The organism is Polymorphobacter megasporae (assembly GCF_018982885.2).
In the GTDB taxonomy this organism is placed as follows: Bacteria; Pseudomonadota; Alphaproteobacteria; order Sphingomonadales; family Sphingomonadaceae; genus Polymorphobacter_B; species Polymorphobacter_B megasporae.
This window is the reverse complement of the sequence record NZ_CP081848.1, coordinates 2,786,377-2,801,833: the sequence shown is the minus strand read 5'-3', so window position 1 is coordinate 2,801,833 and position 15,457 is coordinate 2,786,377. Positions and strand designations below refer to the sequence as shown.

13 protein-coding genes and 2 tRNA genes are annotated in these 15,457 nt (G+C 65.2%); 6 read left to right on the top strand and 9 right to left on the bottom strand.

Translation table 11 applies throughout. From position 1 onward, the window contains the following. The first annotated feature begins 2 nt into the window (after nucleotides 1-2). Nucleotides 3-1,877, top strand: a complete 1,875-nt coding sequence (locus KTC28_RS13105) for an ABC-F family ATP-binding cassette domain-containing protein (protein ID WP_216707597.1) — start codon at nucleotides 3-5, stop codon at nucleotides 1,875-1,877. Here KTC28_RS13105 and KTC28_RS13100 read toward each other — a convergent pair. The 8 genes from KTC28_RS13100 to KTC28_RS13065 form a co-directional block, all read right to left on the bottom strand. Continuing rightward, nucleotides 1,789-2,439, bottom strand: a complete 651-nt coding sequence (locus KTC28_RS13100; RefSeq protein ID WP_216707596.1) for a biliverdin-producing heme oxygenase — start codon at nucleotides 2,437-2,439, stop codon at nucleotides 1,789-1,791. The genes KTC28_RS13105 and KTC28_RS13100 overlap by 89 nt on opposite strands. 7 nt (nucleotides 2,440-2,446) lie before the next feature. Further along, on the bottom strand, nucleotides 2,447-5,065 hold the full coding sequence (locus KTC28_RS13095) for an HWE histidine kinase domain-containing protein (RefSeq protein WP_255602011.1): 2,619 nt from the start codon (nucleotides 5,063-5,065) through the stop codon (nucleotides 2,447-2,449). A 268-nt stretch (nucleotides 5,066-5,333) separates the two neighbouring features. Continuing rightward, nucleotides 5,334-6,179: an N-carbamoylputrescine amidase gene (gene aguB, locus KTC28_RS13090; RefSeq protein WP_216707595.1), complete on the bottom strand. Its 846-nt coding sequence runs from the start codon at nucleotides 6,177-6,179 to the stop codon at nucleotides 5,334-5,336. After that, nucleotides 6,176-6,526, bottom strand: coding sequence for a DUF3147 family protein (locus KTC28_RS13085; RefSeq protein ID WP_216708140.1), 351 nt, complete (start codon nucleotides 6,524-6,526; stop codon nucleotides 6,176-6,178). Before KTC28_RS13085 ends, aguB begins: the two co-directional genes overlap by 4 nt. Continuing rightward, nucleotides 6,526-7,500 carry an agmatine deiminase family protein gene (locus KTC28_RS13080; protein WP_216707594.1) on the bottom strand — a complete coding sequence of 325 codons (975 nt, stop codon included), beginning with the start codon at nucleotides 7,498-7,500 and terminating at the stop codon, nucleotides 6,526-6,528. The genes KTC28_RS13085 and KTC28_RS13080 overlap by 1 nt, the downstream gene beginning before the upstream one ends. Beyond that, nucleotides 7,497-9,140: a M28 family metallopeptidase gene (locus KTC28_RS13075; protein WP_216707593.1), complete on the bottom strand. Its 1,644-nt coding sequence runs from the start codon at nucleotides 9,138-9,140 to the stop codon at nucleotides 7,497-7,499. The genes KTC28_RS13080 and KTC28_RS13075 overlap by 4 nt, the downstream gene beginning before the upstream one ends. Continuing rightward, a complete protein-coding gene (locus tag KTC28_RS13070; RefSeq protein WP_216707592.1) occupies nucleotides 9,137-9,928 on the bottom strand; it encodes an RlmE family RNA methyltransferase in 792 nt (263 codons plus the stop codon). The genes KTC28_RS13075 and KTC28_RS13070 overlap by 4 nt, the downstream gene beginning before the upstream one ends. Further along, nucleotides 9,925-10,941: a Ppx/GppA phosphatase family protein gene (locus KTC28_RS13065; RefSeq protein ID WP_216708139.1), complete on the bottom strand. Its 1,017-nt coding sequence runs from the start codon at nucleotides 10,939-10,941 to the stop codon at nucleotides 9,925-9,927. Before KTC28_RS13065 ends, KTC28_RS13070 begins: the two co-directional genes overlap by 4 nt. A 157-nt stretch (nucleotides 10,942-11,098) precedes the next feature. Here KTC28_RS13065 and KTC28_RS13060 point away from each other — a divergent pair. From KTC28_RS13060 to KTC28_RS13040, 5 genes are all read left to right on the top strand, one after another. Further along, a tRNA-Gln gene (locus KTC28_RS13060) sits at nucleotides 11,099-11,169 on the top strand. A 38-nt stretch (nucleotides 11,170-11,207) separates the two neighbouring features. Then, nucleotides 11,208-12,071 carry a phenylalanine 4-monooxygenase gene (gene phhA / locus KTC28_RS13055; protein WP_216707591.1) on the top strand — a complete coding sequence of 288 codons (864 nt, stop codon included), beginning with the start codon at nucleotides 11,208-11,210 and terminating at the stop codon, nucleotides 12,069-12,071. A 30-nt stretch (nucleotides 12,072-12,101) separates the two neighbouring features. Further along, nucleotides 12,102-12,177: transfer RNA gene (locus tag KTC28_RS13050), tRNA-Ala, on the top strand. Nucleotides 12,178-12,268: 91 nt separating this feature from the next. After that, nucleotides 12,269-13,840, top strand: a complete 1,572-nt coding sequence (locus tag KTC28_RS13045) for a site-specific integrase (RefSeq protein WP_216707590.1) — start codon at nucleotides 12,269-12,271, stop codon at nucleotides 13,838-13,840. Between the two features lie 6 nt (nucleotides 13,841-13,846). After that, entirely contained in the window at nucleotides 13,847-14,170 is a 324-nt protein-coding gene (locus tag KTC28_RS13040; protein WP_216707589.1) for a hypothetical protein, read from the top strand. Between the two features lie 133 nt (nucleotides 14,171-14,303). On the opposite strand, the gene KTC28_RS13035 is transcribed toward KTC28_RS13040, so the two are convergent. After that, nucleotides 14,304-14,948, bottom strand: a complete 645-nt coding sequence (locus tag KTC28_RS13035; protein ID WP_216707588.1) for a hypothetical protein — start codon at nucleotides 14,946-14,948, stop codon at nucleotides 14,304-14,306. Nucleotides 14,949-15,457 lie beyond the last annotated feature (509 nt).

Sequence of the window (15,457 nt, the reverse complement as noted above, 5' to 3'; positions counted from 1 at the left end):
GCATGCTGACGATCAACGCCGTGACGGTGCGCCTTGGCGGGCGCGTCATCCTCGACCGCGCCTCCGCCGCGATTCCCCCCCGTGCGCGCGTCGGCCTGATCGGGCGCAACGGCGCGGGCAAATCGACGCTGATGAAGCTGATCGCCAAGGTCAACGAGCCCGACGAAGGCGGCATCGACATGCCGCGCGGTGCTCGCATCGGCTATGTCGCGCAGGAGGCTCCCGCCGGTGCCGCGACGCCGTTTGAGACCGTCCTCGCCGCCGACGTCGAGCGCGCCGCGCTGCTCGCCGAGGAGGAGGGTCACCCCGACGCCCACCGTATCGGCGAGATCCACGAGCGCCTCAACGCGATCGACGCCCACACCGCCCCGGCCCGCGCCAGCCGCATCCTTGTCGGACTGGGCTTCGACGAGGCCGCGCAGCACCGTCCGCTCGACAGCTATTCGGGCGGCTGGCGGATGCGCGTTGCCCTCGCCGCCCTGCTGTTCTCGCAGCCCGACCTTTTGCTGCTCGACGAGCCATCGAACCACCTCGACCTCGAGGCGACGCTGTGGCTCGAAAGCTTCCTCAAGAGCTACCGCGCGACGATGGTCGTCATCAGCCACGAACGCGACCTGCTCAACAACGTCGTCGACTATATCCTCCACCTCGAAGGCGGGACGACGACGCTGTATGCCGGCGGCTACGACGACTTCGAGCGCCAGCGCAACGAGCGGCTCGCCCAGTTGGCCTCGGCGCGCGAGGCACAGGCGACCCAACGTGCCAAGCTGACCGACTATATCGCGCGTAACTCGGCCCGCGCCTCGACCGCGAAGCAGGCGCAGTCGCGGATGAAGGCACTGGCGAAAATGCAGCCGATCGCCGAGGCCGCGAACGACCCGAGCCTGGTATTCGACTTCCCCTCGCCCGCCGTGCTCAAGCCACCTCTGGTTCAGCTCGATCACGCTGCTGTCGGATACGATGGCACGCCGATCCTTGAGCAGGTCGACCTGCGCCTCGACCCCGACGACCGGCTGGCGCTGCTCGGGCGCAACGGCAACGGCAAGACGACGCTCGCGCGGCTACTCGCGGGACAGCTTCCCGCGATGGAGGGGCATATCGGCATGTCGACCAAACTCAAGGTCGGCTATTTTACTCAGTATCAGGTCGAGGAACTCGACAGCGACGACACCCCGCTTGCCCACATGGGACGGCTGATGCCCGGGGCGAAACCGGCGGCGGTGCGCGGCCAGCTGGGGCGCTTCGGCTTCTCGGGGCTGATGGCCGAACAGAAGGTCGGCAAGATGTCGGGTGGCGAAAAGGCGCGGCTCGCGCTGGCGCTGATTACCCGCGATGCCCCGCACCTGCTCATCCTCGACGAGCCGACCAACCACCTTGACGTCGATGCGCGCGAGGCGCTGGTCCAGGCGCTCGCCGATTATGGCGGCGCGGTTGTTGTCGTCAGCCACGATCGACACATGCTCGAAGCGACCGCCGACCGGCTGGTGCTTGTCGAGGACGGCCACGCGACCGAGTTCTCGGGCTCGCTCGACGACTATACCGATCGCGTCCTCGGCCGCGGCGATGCCCGCCCCGAGAAGCGCCCTGCCCCCGCTAAGTCAGAGAAAAAGGCGGCAAGGCAGGAGTCGGCGGGCGACCGGGCAAAGTCGGTCGTCATGCGCCGGACCGCACGCGAGGCGGAGGCTGACATCACCCGGCTGACCGCGCGGCTGGCACAGCTCGACACTGCGCTCGGTGACCCGACGAAGGCGACCGGCGCAGACCGGCTGGCCGGCGTCCCCGCACTCCTCAAGACGCGGGCGACGGTCGAGAAAGCGCTGGCGGAGGCCGAGGCGAAGTGGGTGGCGGCGAGCGAAGCGCTCGAAGCGGCGGCATAGCGACGGCGGCATAGGCGCGTTCGAAACTGGCGAAGGCCGCGAGCGCCGCCGCGATGCACTCATTCTCCGCGCCTGCGTCGAGCGGAAGCGCCTCGAGCACCCGCAGGAAGGCGGACCAGCTTTTCGGGATCGCCGTCTGCCTTGCAAAGTGCCGGGCGCCAAACGCGGGGCCCATGCCGAGCGCGTAGGCGCGCAGAGCAAGCTGCCGCCCGCCGAGTGCCGATCCCTCGAGGACGTAGAGACTGCCGATCGTCTGCGCCGCCGACATCAGCGGGCCAGCGGCATCCGGGGCGGATCGAGGGTCTGCGCCGCGGACATCGGCGATATCAGCACGCAGCGCCGGGGCAATGAGACGGTCGGGCCACATCTCGAAAAATGTAGTTGCACCGCTTTCGGTCAGCGCGCGTTCAAGCGGTTCGCGCGCCTCCAATGTCGCATCGAGATAGGCGGCGTACGAGCGACAATCATCGAAAAAGCCGGCGTAATTGACGATTGCATCGAGTCTCCGGTGCGCGTGATCGGTGGCCGATCGCAGGCGTGAGCGCCGGTCAGGGCTGGTCAAGGCGGGCTCATCCAGGACTGCCGAAGCCGAGCCTGCGCAGCAGCGGGACCAATTGCGCAGTGCCATAAGGCTTGCCGATCACCGGTGCATTGGCATGCCCCCGGTCCTGCAGGTCACCGTCATAACCGGTGGCAAACGCGAACGGAATCCCCCGAAATAATAGGACATCGGCGACGCCGAGGCTCGTCTCCACACCGAGGTTGAAGTCGAGCAAAGCGAACTGAAACACTTGGGCGTCGAGCGCGTCGAGGGCCTCGGTCACCGACGCGGCCATCGTCACATGCGCCGCTCCGAGCGACTGGAGCATCTCGGCACAATCCATCGCGATGATGATATTGTCTTCGACGAGCAGCACGTTCAGCCCCGCCAGCAGTGACGATCGATCCGCAACGAGCGCCACTGTCTGCGCCGGCGAGACCGTCGTCGACACCCCCGCAAGATGCCGCGCGGGTATTTTGAAGCAGGCTGAAAAGCCTGATGCGCCGTATTCAACCGCTGCCGTGCCGCCTAGGTCGTACGGGATCGCGCGCTCGATGATCGTCGATCCGAATCCCCGGCGCGTTGGCGTGGCGACCGGCGGCCCTCCCCGCTCGACCCAGTCGACAAGCAGATCGCCATCGTCATCGGACCGCCAATCGATCGCGACAACGCCGGTCGACGACAACGCCCCATATTTGGCGGCGTTGGTCATCAGTTCGTGGAAGACGAGGGCAAGGGTCGTGAATGCTGCCGGGTAGACGAGGATATTTGCCCCGTCGATGCTGACCCTATCACGCCGATTGTCCAGATACGCCGCCGCTTCGGTTGCAACGAGGTCCTTCAGATTGGCCGGCCCCCAGCGGTCGCTGGTGATCTGGTCGTGCGCTCGCGCCAGCGACTGCACACGGTAGTCGAGCGTAGTGACGAACGCCTCGACGGTTTCGGCGCCGCCGCGCGTCTGCGAAATTAAACCCTGAATCAGCGCGAGAATATTGCGGACACGGTGATTGAGCTCGGCGATGAGCATGTCCTGCCCGCGCACCGGCGCTTCCGGCACGACATCGCTCGAGTGAAACCGGGACTCTCCCAGCGCCGCTCTGATCGTTTCCGCCGCTTCCTGCTCGGACGCCGTGAATGGTTCGCATCTGCCGTGAACCAGTTCGGCCCAAGCCTCGAAGCTTTGGCGCGGGCTGATCTTTCCGTTGTGCTCGGTTGCCTGTTTATCGGGATCACCGGCCCAGTTCCGGATTTGCGTGAGTTCCGACCGGAACAGCAGGATAAAATCTTGCGGACCACGCATGAGTGGGATCGCGATAAACCCGGCGGTGCCGTCCAACGAACCAGGCGGCATCAGCGATGCCGCGCAATCGGTGGCGAAGACCTTGTGTAAGGATTGCTCGGCCAGCATCGACGCCACCACTTTGCACGCGTCGGTGCTAGGCGTCTTGCCGGTCGGCCAGACGGCTCCGTCGATGCAAATCGCCATGCCGTCACCCGGGATCGTGTCGAAGATCAGTTCAGCGAGCCGTCGTGCATCTTGAAGGACGCTCTGGTCGTGCGCCACCTCGGCGACCAGCAGCGCCGCGAGCGCCCGGGCGCGCTGATCATGCATGTCGGCTTCACGGCGGAGCCTGCCCTCGAGTTGCATCGAGAACATCTCGCCGAAGAGCTCGGCAGCAGTCCGGTACGCGAAGCTGGGCAGTCTCGCCGCGGGGTGGTGGCAGGCGAATAGGCCCCACAGCTTGCCATCCACGATGATCGAGATCGACAGCGACGCAGCAACTTCCATGTTGCGCAGATATTCGATGTGGACCGGCGCAACGGCGCGAAGCACCGACAGCGATTGGTCGAGCGGCGGACCGGCATCGCGCTCTGACAGGGCGACAAGCAGAACCGGTTCGGCCGCAACATCGGCGATGATCCGAAACGAGTTGCGGAGGTACAGCGCGCGCGCCTGAACCGGGATATCCGATGCCGGATAGTGCAGTCCCATGTAACTATTTTGATATCCCCGCAGGGCCTCGGCGACAACTTCCCCATGCCCTTGGGCACCGAGGCGATAAATCATGACGCGGCCGAAGCCGGTCAGCGCCTGAACGTGGCGCGTTGCGTCTCGATAGAAAGCGGGCAACCCTATGCTGTGCTTGAGCCGCGCGACCATCGCCCGGATTAGTGCGGCGGCTTCGCGCTCGTCGGCGACGGCGGGTTCGGCTTCGATGACGAGCGCGTCACCTGCGCGGTGCAGTGCGACGTCGAACGGTGGCTGGCCTGCGATCAGCACGATGGCAAATGTTCGCTGGACCGCATCGGGGCCAAACAACGTGACCGCGAGATTGCGTAGCGTATGCGCCGCAACCGGATCGACATTAGAGATGAGCGGTTGCCCGAGCCACGCTTCCGGCGGCGATCCAGTAAACGCCTCTATGTTCGCCGAAACCTTGCTGACCACCCAGTCCGGAGTCAGTACGACGAGAAAACCGTGGGGCTGTATACGTCCGGGAACGTGGATCGGCTCGAGATCGCAGTTGTTAAGATCGAGCGATTCTGCGGTTGCCTTAGGGGATTGACCATCGTCGATCGCGAAGAGGCCTGCAGCTGCATCCGACGACATGACGGGCGGCGGGTCGGCGACGTGAATGGCATCCATCGCGAGTTCCGATCCTTGGCAGAGCGAAAAGCGCGGTAGGCACCCCCCGATTCGAACTTGACCGGGACAAAGGGTCGGAGCGCATGGCCCAAGGTCCGCCGCAAGCAACGACCGAATATGGCTCCGTAACAGTTATCCCTCGATCACGCTTATACTATTTGGCCACGCGGCGAGGGCGTCGACAGTGTCCACGTGATGACTGGCCTGCGCGCTGCCGCGCCGTACATTTTGCAGCGCCGATTACCCAGCGAGACGATCTCGATCCGGGTCAGATGTCCTGCGCCAGACGCGCGTAGAGGTCGGGCCGCCGGTCGCGGAAGAATCCGAAGCTCGCGCGGTTCGCGCGGACTTCGGCGAGGTCGAACGTCGCGACGACTGCGCCCTGCTCATCGGTCGGCAGCTCGTCGACGATGTCGCCGCGCTGGTCGGCGATGAAGCTGTTGCCGTAGAAGCGCTGGTCTTCCTCGACGCCGGTGCGGTTGGCGGCGACCACGGGAACGACGTTCGACACCGCATGCCCGATCATCGCGCGGATCCACATCCGCCGCGTGTCGAGGTTCGGCTCGGCGGGCTCGGAGCCGATTGCGGTCGGGTAGAACAGGATTTCGGCCCCCATCAGCATCATCGCGCGGGCGCTTTCGGGGAACCACTGATCCCAACAGATGCCGACGCCGATCCGGCCATGGTCGGTGTCCCAGACCTTGAAGCCGGTGTTGCCCGGGCGGAAGTAGAATTTCTCCTCATACCCCGGGCCGTCGGGGATGTGACTCTTGCGATAGACACCCATGACGTCGCCGCGGCGGTCGATCATCGCGAGGCTGTTATAATAATGCGGTCCGTCAGCCTCGAAGAACGAGCACGGGATGTAGGTGCCAGTTTCCTTCGCCACAGCCTGCATCGCGATCACCGAGGGGTGCGAGGGGGTCGGGAAGGCGCGGGCAAAAAAGCGGTCGTGTTCGTGGCGGCAGAAATAATAGCCCTGGAACAGTTCGGGCGGCAGGATGACTTGCGCCCCCCGCCCCGCCGCGTCGCGGACGGCCGCTACGGTCGCGGCGATGTCGGCGTCCATGTCGTCGGTGAAGGCGAGCTGGAGCGCGGCGGCGGTGATGGTCATAGGGCAATCCCGAAACGCGACAGGGCCGCGACCATGCCGAGATAGAGCAGCATCGTGACAAGACAACCTATGCCGAGCGCGGGCGCGAAGCCCATGCCGCCGCGGAGCAAAGCGGGAACGATCAGGAACATCGGCAGCGAAGGCAGGACATACCAGAAGGTCGCCCCGGCGTGCGCCGAGAGCCGTGCCCGGTCGCCGGTGTCACGCCAAAGCCAGATCATGCCGAGGATCGACACCAAAGGCAGCGACGCGATCAGCGCTCCACCTGCCGGAAAGCGGCGCGCGACCTCGGACACGGTCGCGACGATTGCCCCCGAAATCAGCGCCTTGACCAGCCAGTAGCCGATCACGCTGGCTGTTGCTGCGTGATGCAATGGAAGCTGCCGCCGCCCGTCAGGATCGCGTTGCCGCGGAGGCCGACAACGCGTCGCCCTGGGAAGAACGAGCCGATCGCAGCCACCGCGGCCGCATCATTGGCCGCTCCGTAGGTCGGGACGACGACGACGCCATTGGCGACGTACCAGTTCATGTAGCTCGCCGGTATCGCGACCCCGTCGACCTCGACGAGCCCCGGCGACGGCACGCGGACGACATCGACGCCGAACGCGGTGGCGCGCTCGTGGGCGTCGTCATAGACCTCGGCGTTGGGGTCGTCGCTCCCCGCGGCGGCGGGCAGCGCGAGCACCCCGGGGGCGACGAAGCGCGCGAGATTGTCGACGTGCCCGTCGGTATGGTCGTTCGCGAGCCCGTCGCCGAGCCACAGCACGCGTTCGATCCCGAGGTCGCGGCGGAGGTGCGCTTCCACTTCGAAGCGGTCCATCCCCGGGTTGCGATTGGGGTTGAGCAGGCACGCCTCGGTCGTCACGCACAACCCCGTGCCGTCGACCTCGATCGCCCCGCCCTCAAGCACCCAGTCGTGCTTCGCCAGCGGTACGCCCGCGCCGTGGGCGACGAACGCGGCGACGGCATCGTCGCCCTCGAGCAAATACTTGCCGCCCCAGCCGTTGAAGCGGAATCCGGCGGCGGCGGGACCGGCGGTGGACGCCATGAACAACGGTGCGGTGTCGCGAAGCCAGATGTCGCCGAACGGCTGGTGGTGAAAGCGGACGCTCGCGCCGTGGAGTGCTTCGTGCGCCGATGCCGCCGCTTCCTCGGTGCCGACGAGCAACTCGACCCGCTCATGTTCGGCGATCGCCCAGATCATCGCCGCGACCTCGGCGCGCGCGGGGAGCAGGTCGTCCTGCCAGAGCGCCGGATCGCTCGGCCACGCGGTCCATGTCGCGACGTGCGGCATCCACTCGGCGGGCTGGCGAGCGGTCACTTGCGCAGGCTCGCAGTGGTGTCACGGATCGCGCGGAATTCACTCCCGGGATACCAGTTCGGCCAGTCGTGGCCGTCGGCAAGCTCCCGCCCGACCGCATAATATAGGTCGAGGTCCTCGACCGCCCCCGCCCAGCTCCACTTAGGATCGTAGTTGTCCGACGGCTGATGATAGCGGTGCGCGGTGTAATCGTCGGCCGCCGCCTGCCCCGCCGCCTTGCCGCCGTCGCGCAGGTCGACGCCGCTGGCGCCGCGGAACATCGGCACGCCGAGCTTGGCGAAGCTGAAATGGTCGGAGCGGAAGTAGCCGCCTTTCTCGGGGCTCGGCTCGGGGGCGACATAGCGGCCCTGCGCCTTCGCCACCGCGATCGCCATTGTGTCGAGGTCGGACTTGCCGCCGCCGCTGAGGACGATGTCATGCGTCCGGCCGCCGACCGCGAGCCCGTCCATGTTGACCCCGCCTGCAGTGAGCGCGAGTGGATAGATCGGATGCTCCGCGTAATAGCGGGACCCAAGAAGACCCGACTCCTCGCCGGTCACCGCCATGAACGCGACCGTCCGCTCGGGCTTCGGCCCCTTCTCGAACGCCTCGGCAAGCGCAAGTACGCCGGCCACGCCGCTGGCATTGTCGACCGCGCCGTTGCAGATGTCGTCGCCAGTCTTGTCCGCCGGGCAGCGCCCGAGGTGGTCCCAGTGCGCGGTGATGAACACCGTCTCCTGCGGGTATTTCGTCCCGGGGACGACGCCGATGACGTTCTTCGACGCCGACCGTGCGATCGTATTATGGAGCGTCGTCGACGCCTTGAGCGGGATCGCGACCGCGGTGAAGCCCTTTTTCTGGGCAGCAACAGTCAGCTTGGCGAGGTCCTGCCCACCCGCTGCCAGCATTTTCTCCACCGCCGCCTTAGTAATCCAGCCCTCGACCCCGGTCCGGCCCATGCCGTGATCGGCGCTGTCGAGGTCGATCTGCGGTCCGGTCCAGCTGGTCGTGATGACGTTCCACGGATAGCCTGCGGGCGCCGTGTCGTGGATGACGAGCGCGGCGGCTGCGCCCTGCCGCATCGCTTCCTCGAACTTGTAGGTGTAGCGCCCGTAATAGGTTTCGGCGCGACCCTCGAACGGACCCGCATCCTTGCCCGCCGCTGCGGTCTGCCAGTCGGGATCGTTGACGAGGAACACCACCGTCTTGCCGTGGACGTCGATCCCGGCATAGTCGTTCCAGCCCTTTTCGGGCGCGTTGATGCCGTAGCCGACGAACACCACCGGCGCATCGGCGAGCACCTGCGTCGCGACCTGCCGCTTGGTCCACAGCACGACCTCAGTACCGTAAGCGAGCGTCAGCGGGGTCGCGCCGCCGGTCAGGACGAGGCTCGTCGCCGGATCGGTCGTGATCGTCACCAGCGGCACATCCTGCGTCCACTGGCCGTGGTTACCGGGCTTGAGCCCGATCGCCTCCATCCGCTGGGTGATATACGCGACCGCCTTGTCACCGCCGGGGGTCCCCGGCCGCCGCCCCTCGAACGCGTCCGAAGCGAGCGTCGCCGTATCGCGCTTGAGGCTGGCGTTGCTGATCCCCGACACCGGGAGCGCGACCGCCGACGTGGCGAGAAGGAGGGCGATAAGGGCTGGAATCGACTTCACGCGATGCTCCTCGACGGGTCGGCGTCGTTAACGTCGTCGTCCATGCCACCGGCTTCGGCATCGCACAACGCCACCCGCCCCTTGAACCCCTGCGCGACGACGTACCATTCGGACGAGCCAGCGCGGCTCGCAGGGGGCTTGGCGTGCTTGACCGCCGCGAAGTGCCGCTTGAGTTCGCCGACGAGCCCCGGGTCAGCCCCGCCCGCAAGGACCTTAGCGACGAAGGCGCCGCCTGGCCGCAGCATGTCGACCGCGAAGGCCAGCGCGTGCTCGACGAGCGCCATCGTCCGGATATGGTCGGTCATCTTGTGACCGACGGTGTTCGCCGCCATGTCGGAGAGCACCAGGTCGGCGTCTCCGCCCAGCGCCTCGCGCAGCATCGCCTCGGTGTCGTCGGCGAGGATGTCCTGCTGGAAGATCGTCACCCCCGCGATCGGCTCGATCGGCAGCAGGTCGATCGCGACGATCTTCGCCTTGGGCCGCGCCTTGAGGACGATCTGGCACCAGCCGCCGGGCGCGGCACCGAGGTCGATCACGCGGGTAACGTGCTGGAGGAGGCCGAAGCGATCGTCGAGCTCGGCGAGCTTGAACGCCGCGCGGCTGCGGAAGCCCGCCGCCTTCGCCGCCTTGACGTAGGGGTCGTTCAGCTGCCGTTCGAGCCAGCGGTTCGACGAGTTCTTGCGCTTCTTGGCGGTCAGCACGCGGACCTTGCCGCCCTGGCTACGCCCAGAACCGCCACCCGATTTCACGCCACCCGACTTGCCGCCCGACTTGCTCCCAACCGTCATCGGCTATCCCGGCCCATCAGCGTTCGCAGGATGCCTTCGCGGATGCCGCGATCGGCGACACGGAGGGTTTCGCTCGGCCAGGCATCCATGATCGCTTCGAGGATTGCGCACCCCGCGACGACGAGGTCGGCACGGTCGGCGCCGATACCCGGAACCGCTGCGCGTTCGCTGGGCGAGCGCGCAGCGAGCATCGCCGAGATCGCGCGCATCGAGATTGCGGTTACGGTGCAGCCATCGACCTTGCGCCGGTCATAGCTCGACAGGCCGATGGCAATGCTGGCGAGGGTCGTAATCGTCCCCGATGTGCCTAAGAGTTGCAGCAATCCCGGCGCCATCCCCGTCACGCGCTGCAGGAACCCGCCGAGATGATCGTCGACCCGCCCCTTCAGCCGATCGTAAGCCGCGGCGCGGTCGTCGGGCGGACAGTCGAACAGTTCGGTCTCGGCGAGGCTGACGACGCCCCATGGCACGCTCGTCCATGCAAGGATCGCGGACGTGGTCGGATCGACGAGGATCAGCTCGGTCGAGCCGCCGCCGATGTCGAAGACCAGCGCCGGCGGGCCCGCGGGATCGATCAACGACGCGCAGCCGAGGACCGCGAGCCGCGCCTCCTCCGCCGGCGAGATGACGTCGAGCGCGATGCCGGTGACCTCGAAGACCCGAGCGACGAATTCGGTCCCGTTCGACGCCCGGCGACACGCCTCGGTCGCGACGTTGCGGGTCAGTGTCACCCCGCGCCGGGCAAGCTTGTCGGCGCAGATGCCGAGCGCCGCAACGCCCCGGTCCATCGCCGCGTCCGACAGACGGCCGGTATGCATCAAGCCTTCGCCGAGGCGGACGACGCGCGAAAAGGCGTCGACGATCGTGATCCCGTCGGGGCTGCCACCGGGCCGGGCGATCAGCAGGCGGCAATTATTGGTGCCGAGGTCGAGCGCGCCATACGTGCGCCGCGCTCCCCGACTGCTCGGCGCGATACGGCGGGAGGAGACGCCGGGGTCGGCGATAACGGACATGTCCACGGCTAAAAACAACCTTCGCGGCGGCGAAACCAGACGTCCCGCACCGAACTTGCAGGCAACTTAGCACAGCGACTCCGCCTTGACACCCCGCCCGCCAAGACTTCGCGTTGACACCCCGGCGGCGCGTGCCTTAAACGGCGCGCCACGGCATTGCCCTGTCGTCTAAAGGTAAGACCACAGACTCTGACTCTGTTAATCGAGGTTCGAATCCTCGCGGGGCATCCGTTTCCTGTTTCAGGACAAGCTGCTATCATTGCCCGGTGATTACCGCCGCACCGCCCGAGCATGCCGCCGCCGACTGGACGATCGACCAGCGATGGGCCGATTATACCCCGGCCGATCACGCGCTCTGGGACCGGTTGTACGCCCGCCAGACCAAGCAGCTCGCCGACCGGGCGCACCCCGCATTCCTCAACGGACTCGCGACGCTTGATCTGTCGAAGCCCGGCATCCCCGACTTCGAGGAAATGAGCGACCGGCTCGAGGCCGTCACCGGCTGGCGCGTCGTCGCCGTCCCCGGTCTCGTCCCCGACGCGGTCTTCTACCAGCATCTCGCCGAGCGTCGCTTCGTTGCGGGCAACTTCATCCGCTCAGCGAGCCAGATCGACTATCTCGAAGCCCCCGACGTCTTCCACGACGTTTTCGGCCACGTCCCCCTGCTCAGCGACCCGGTCTTTGCCGACTATATGCAGGCCTACGGCCAGGGCGGCCTGCGCAGCCTAAAGTTCGATGCACTGACCCGGCTGTCGCGGCTCTACTGGTACACCGTCGAGTTCGGCCTCGTCCGCCACGACGGCGACCTCAAACTGTACGGCGCGGGCATCGTCTCGAGCCACGGCGAGAGCGTCTTCGCGCTCGATGACGCGTCGCCGCACCGGATCGGCTTCGACCTCGGGCGGGTGATGCGGACGCCGTACAAGATCGACGATTATCAGGCGCTCTACGTCGTCATCGACAGCTTCGAGCAGCTGCTGCGGACGACGCTCGATACCGACTTCGCCCCGCTTTACGCCGCGCTGGCGACGCAGCCGGACATCGCGATCACCGACCTGCAGCCCGGCGATACGGTGATAAACCGGGGCACGCAGCGCCACGACAAAACGGTCGTTGCAAGCGTCGGCTAGCGCCCCTATACGGACCACCTTCCGTCGTGTGGGGCAGTAGCTCAGATGGGAGAGCGCAGCAATCGCACTGCTGAGGTCAGGGGTTCGATCCCCCTCTGCTCCACCACGGTAGTCTAAGGCATTGAAAGCCTTAGACTATCGACTGAAAACAGGCACTTAGGTCAGGTGGGTCCCACACATGGAGGACTTCAAAGCCGATGTGCAACTACCTCTCCAAGCCCGGCTCGACCTACTATTTTAGGCGGCTGGTTCCGACGGATTTGCGCGCCAAGCTGGACCGCGTGGAATGGAGCTATTCGCTTCGGACCAAGGATCGAACGGAAGCCAAGCGCCTAGCCCAAGCCGAAGCCGTGCGGACCAACGGGCTGATAGACGCCGCTCGAGCCGAGCTAGCCGGTGACTTAGTGCCCTCGCCAACGCATCCCCCGTCCCTCGCCCGGACCCCGGACCACGGCCCCTCTAGGCGGGCGGTAAAGGCGCTGGCCTACTTTGACCGGGAGGCGGACGAACAGGATATGAGGCGGGAGGACCGCGAGCCTGCCAAGCTAGAGCTTGAGCGCCGGTTTGCGAACAGTAACTCCGCCAGCCTGTCCGCCCTTGAAAAAGTAGCAAGGGACTTGATCCGGGACCATAGGTACCGGGCTGACATTGCCGACGATCAACGCCGGGTCGCCAGCTATGAACTACAAGAGCTTAAGGCCAGTCTCCCGCCCTTTGTTGAAGCTGAGGACCGGACGAACGGAACCCTGCTACCCCTGATCATCGAACGCTGGTTTGCTGAGCGTAAGGTGACGGCAAAGACGCGGGACGCTGGCGTCGCTGCGGTCCGCTGGTTCTATGAGGCTGTCGGTCCGGTGGCCGTTGAACAAATCACTAGAAAGGATATGCTCGCCTTTAAGGATTGGCTACTAGCCAAGGGCACGACCATAGCTAATACTAAGATGAAGCTGTCCCGTATCTCAGGGCTTCTAGGTTACGCTTTAGACAACGACATAATACAAGCGAACTATGCGAAGGATATTAAGCTAATCAATCTGCAAGCCGGAAAGTCAAAGCGCCTAGTTTATAACTCTGAGTTGCTAGCCAAGCTGTTCGGTGGCCCTGTCCATGCTGAGGGGCAACGTCCGACGCAAGGGAGAGGGGATGCCTCTTACTGGCTTCCTCTGCTAGCCCTATACACAGGGGCAAGGCTAGAGGAACTAGGTCAGCTTCGCCCCGGCGACGTACGGGAACAGCCGTATCTCGATGGCGAGGACAATCCGCATACGACGTGGGTGATTAGTATCACTGAGGACGAGGAAGACGGCCTTCATCTAAAGAACGCCGGTAGCATCCGGATCGTGCCCGTCCACCCCGCCCTTATCGAGCTTGGATTTATCGAGTTCGCTCAGGCCGCGTCCGCCAAAAAGCGAGCGCGTATCTTCGATGATCTGACGCCCGACAAATACGGGAGCTATACGGCTAAGTGGGGAATGTGGTTCACAACCTATAGGAAAGGGCTTGGACTGACCGACCGCCGCTTAGTGTTCCACAGTTTCCGTCATACCTTTAAGGATAACGCTCGCCATAGCCGTATCGACGAAGGAGTACAGCGTCAGCTTATGGGCCATACTGGCGAGGACGTAGCCGATGATTATGGAAGCGGTCATAGCTTGCATCGGCTGGTCGAAGGGATAGCCCTTTATCGCGTACCCGGCTTCAAGCTACCGCCACCGGCTATCAGCGGCAAACAATGGCCGCTATCGCCCCAGTTGCTGCCGTTGACTTGAACCCGGTTGAACCTTCTCGTTCGTCGCCGCTATACCGCCGATATGGCCTACCGGGTAAAACGCATCGCGCTGAAAGATGGTGAGGTCGTCACCGAGGGAGAGCTTCGCGAAGACGAAAACCGCTTTGAGGGGCCAGCCCCGGTGGTCGGCGACTTAATCGAGGTGCAGTGTCGTGGCCGTAAGTTCATGGCGGAAGTCATATGGGGAAACTGGGCGGATCGCGTCCATTCGGATGATACAGTCGTTCCGCTTCGGGTTGCCGAGGTAGGACTTTACCCGACAACCCCGCTTCGCATTCCAATGCGAGGACCTAACGCGTCGCGGGAATGACCGCTCAACACCCCTTAGCCGACATCTCGTCAGGATTACCCCTCAGCGCGTCGCAGATGGTTCATGCGCGATTGTGACCCTCGATCCTCGACGCGCCCTGAGGGGTCTTTACGGGGCCGTAATGACGGACACCCTACGCCTCGATTGCGGGGCCGGTGTAGGAAAGCGGCACCCCCACGGCGCGAGCGAGGGCCGCCCCGGTCAACGGCGCGGACCAACTCACGGCACCCGGTACCGACACGGGCTTGCCCGCAACCGAGCGATACGTCCCCGGCGCGACCGCCTCTTTGCCAGCGGCGAACCGATAGGAACCCTGAGCGGACACCGGGGCGGGCTGAGGGGCATTTTGAGCGGCGGCGGCGGGGAACTGCTGGCGGATAGGCGCGGGGCCGTCCGGGGCGCTTGGCGGGGCTTCCCCGGCGTCCGTCATCGTATCGAGGCTAGCCATATCCGCCTCTAGCGTCGGGGCCAGCGCGTTTAGCCCAGCTTCGTCCCCGCTGGCGTTGTAGGCGTCCAAGGCCGCACCGTACTGTTGCACCGTGCCGTCGTCGCTGGCAGCGATTAGCTGAGTGACGCGGGCGATAGCGTTGCCGGTGTCGGGGTTGGCGCTGGCGAAGTCGTTCAAGGCAAGTTCGTAGGAACGACGCGCATCCCCGCTCTTGGCGAGGTAACTTGCCGCTCGCGTAGTAACGCTGGCGACATCCCCGCCCGTCTTATGGATGATGGCTAAGGCCGCGTTGATCTTGACGGTCTGGCGAGTAGTAAGAGGCTTAGACATTGAGTTCCTGAGATTGTCCTGAGGCGGATGCCATGATGGTTTGGACGTGCTGTTGTTCTTGTTTGCAGCGCATGGGGGTTAGCTTAGGCCGTCCCGCTTTCTCCCAGTCTAGCAGCGTGTCCGCCGCCACTTGCATAGCGTCTTGAGTATCCTCGGAAACCAGGCCGTGGACTACGGGATTCACTTTCCCGCCGTACACGGGATAGCGAAGCTCAGCCCGGTCTATAGCACGGCATAGAGTGACGGACCTCAGGGCGAAGATAACCGGGTGGCGGACGTTGGTATCGTTAGGGGCCATGCCCATAAGCCAAGCGGTGATACAGCCTGAGCGAAGATCGGCCACGGCTGCGGCTCCATGCTCGCCGAGCTTTGCCTCTAGCTCGTCGAGCGTGGTGGCGTATGTGTTGTAGGATCGGTCATTGTCGGACGGTAGATCGTCACGGGTCAAAGCGGGGTTAGTCCTATCTTGTACGGGGGCGGATAGTCGGACTTGCTTGAGGGTACGAAAG

Coding starts and splice junctions, on each gene's coding strand:
- KTC28_RS13105 (WP_216707597.1), top strand. CDS start 3: ATGCTGACGATCAACGCCGTGACGGTGCGCCTTGGCGGGCGCGTCATC.
- KTC28_RS13095 (WP_255602011.1), bottom strand. CDS start 5,065: ATGGATGCCATTCACGTCGCCGACCCGCCGCCCGTCATGTCGTCGGAT.
- aguB (WP_216707595.1), bottom strand. CDS start 6,179: ATGACCATCACCGCCGCCGCGCTCCAGCTCGCCTTCACCGACGACATG.
- KTC28_RS13070 (WP_216707592.1), bottom strand. CDS start 9,928: ATGACGGTTGGGAGCAAGTCGGGCGGCAAGTCGGGTGGCGTGAAATCG.
- KTC28_RS13065 (WP_216708139.1), bottom strand. CDS start 10,941: ATGTCCGTTATCGCCGACCCCGGCGTCTCCTCCCGCCGTATCGCGCCG.
- KTC28_RS13045 (WP_216707590.1), top strand. CDS start 12,269: ATGTGCAACTACCTCTCCAAGCCCGGCTCGACCTACTATTTTAGGCGG.
- KTC28_RS13035 (WP_216707588.1), bottom strand. CDS start 14,948: ATGTCTAAGCCTCTTACTACTCGCCAGACCGTCAAGATCAACGCGGCC.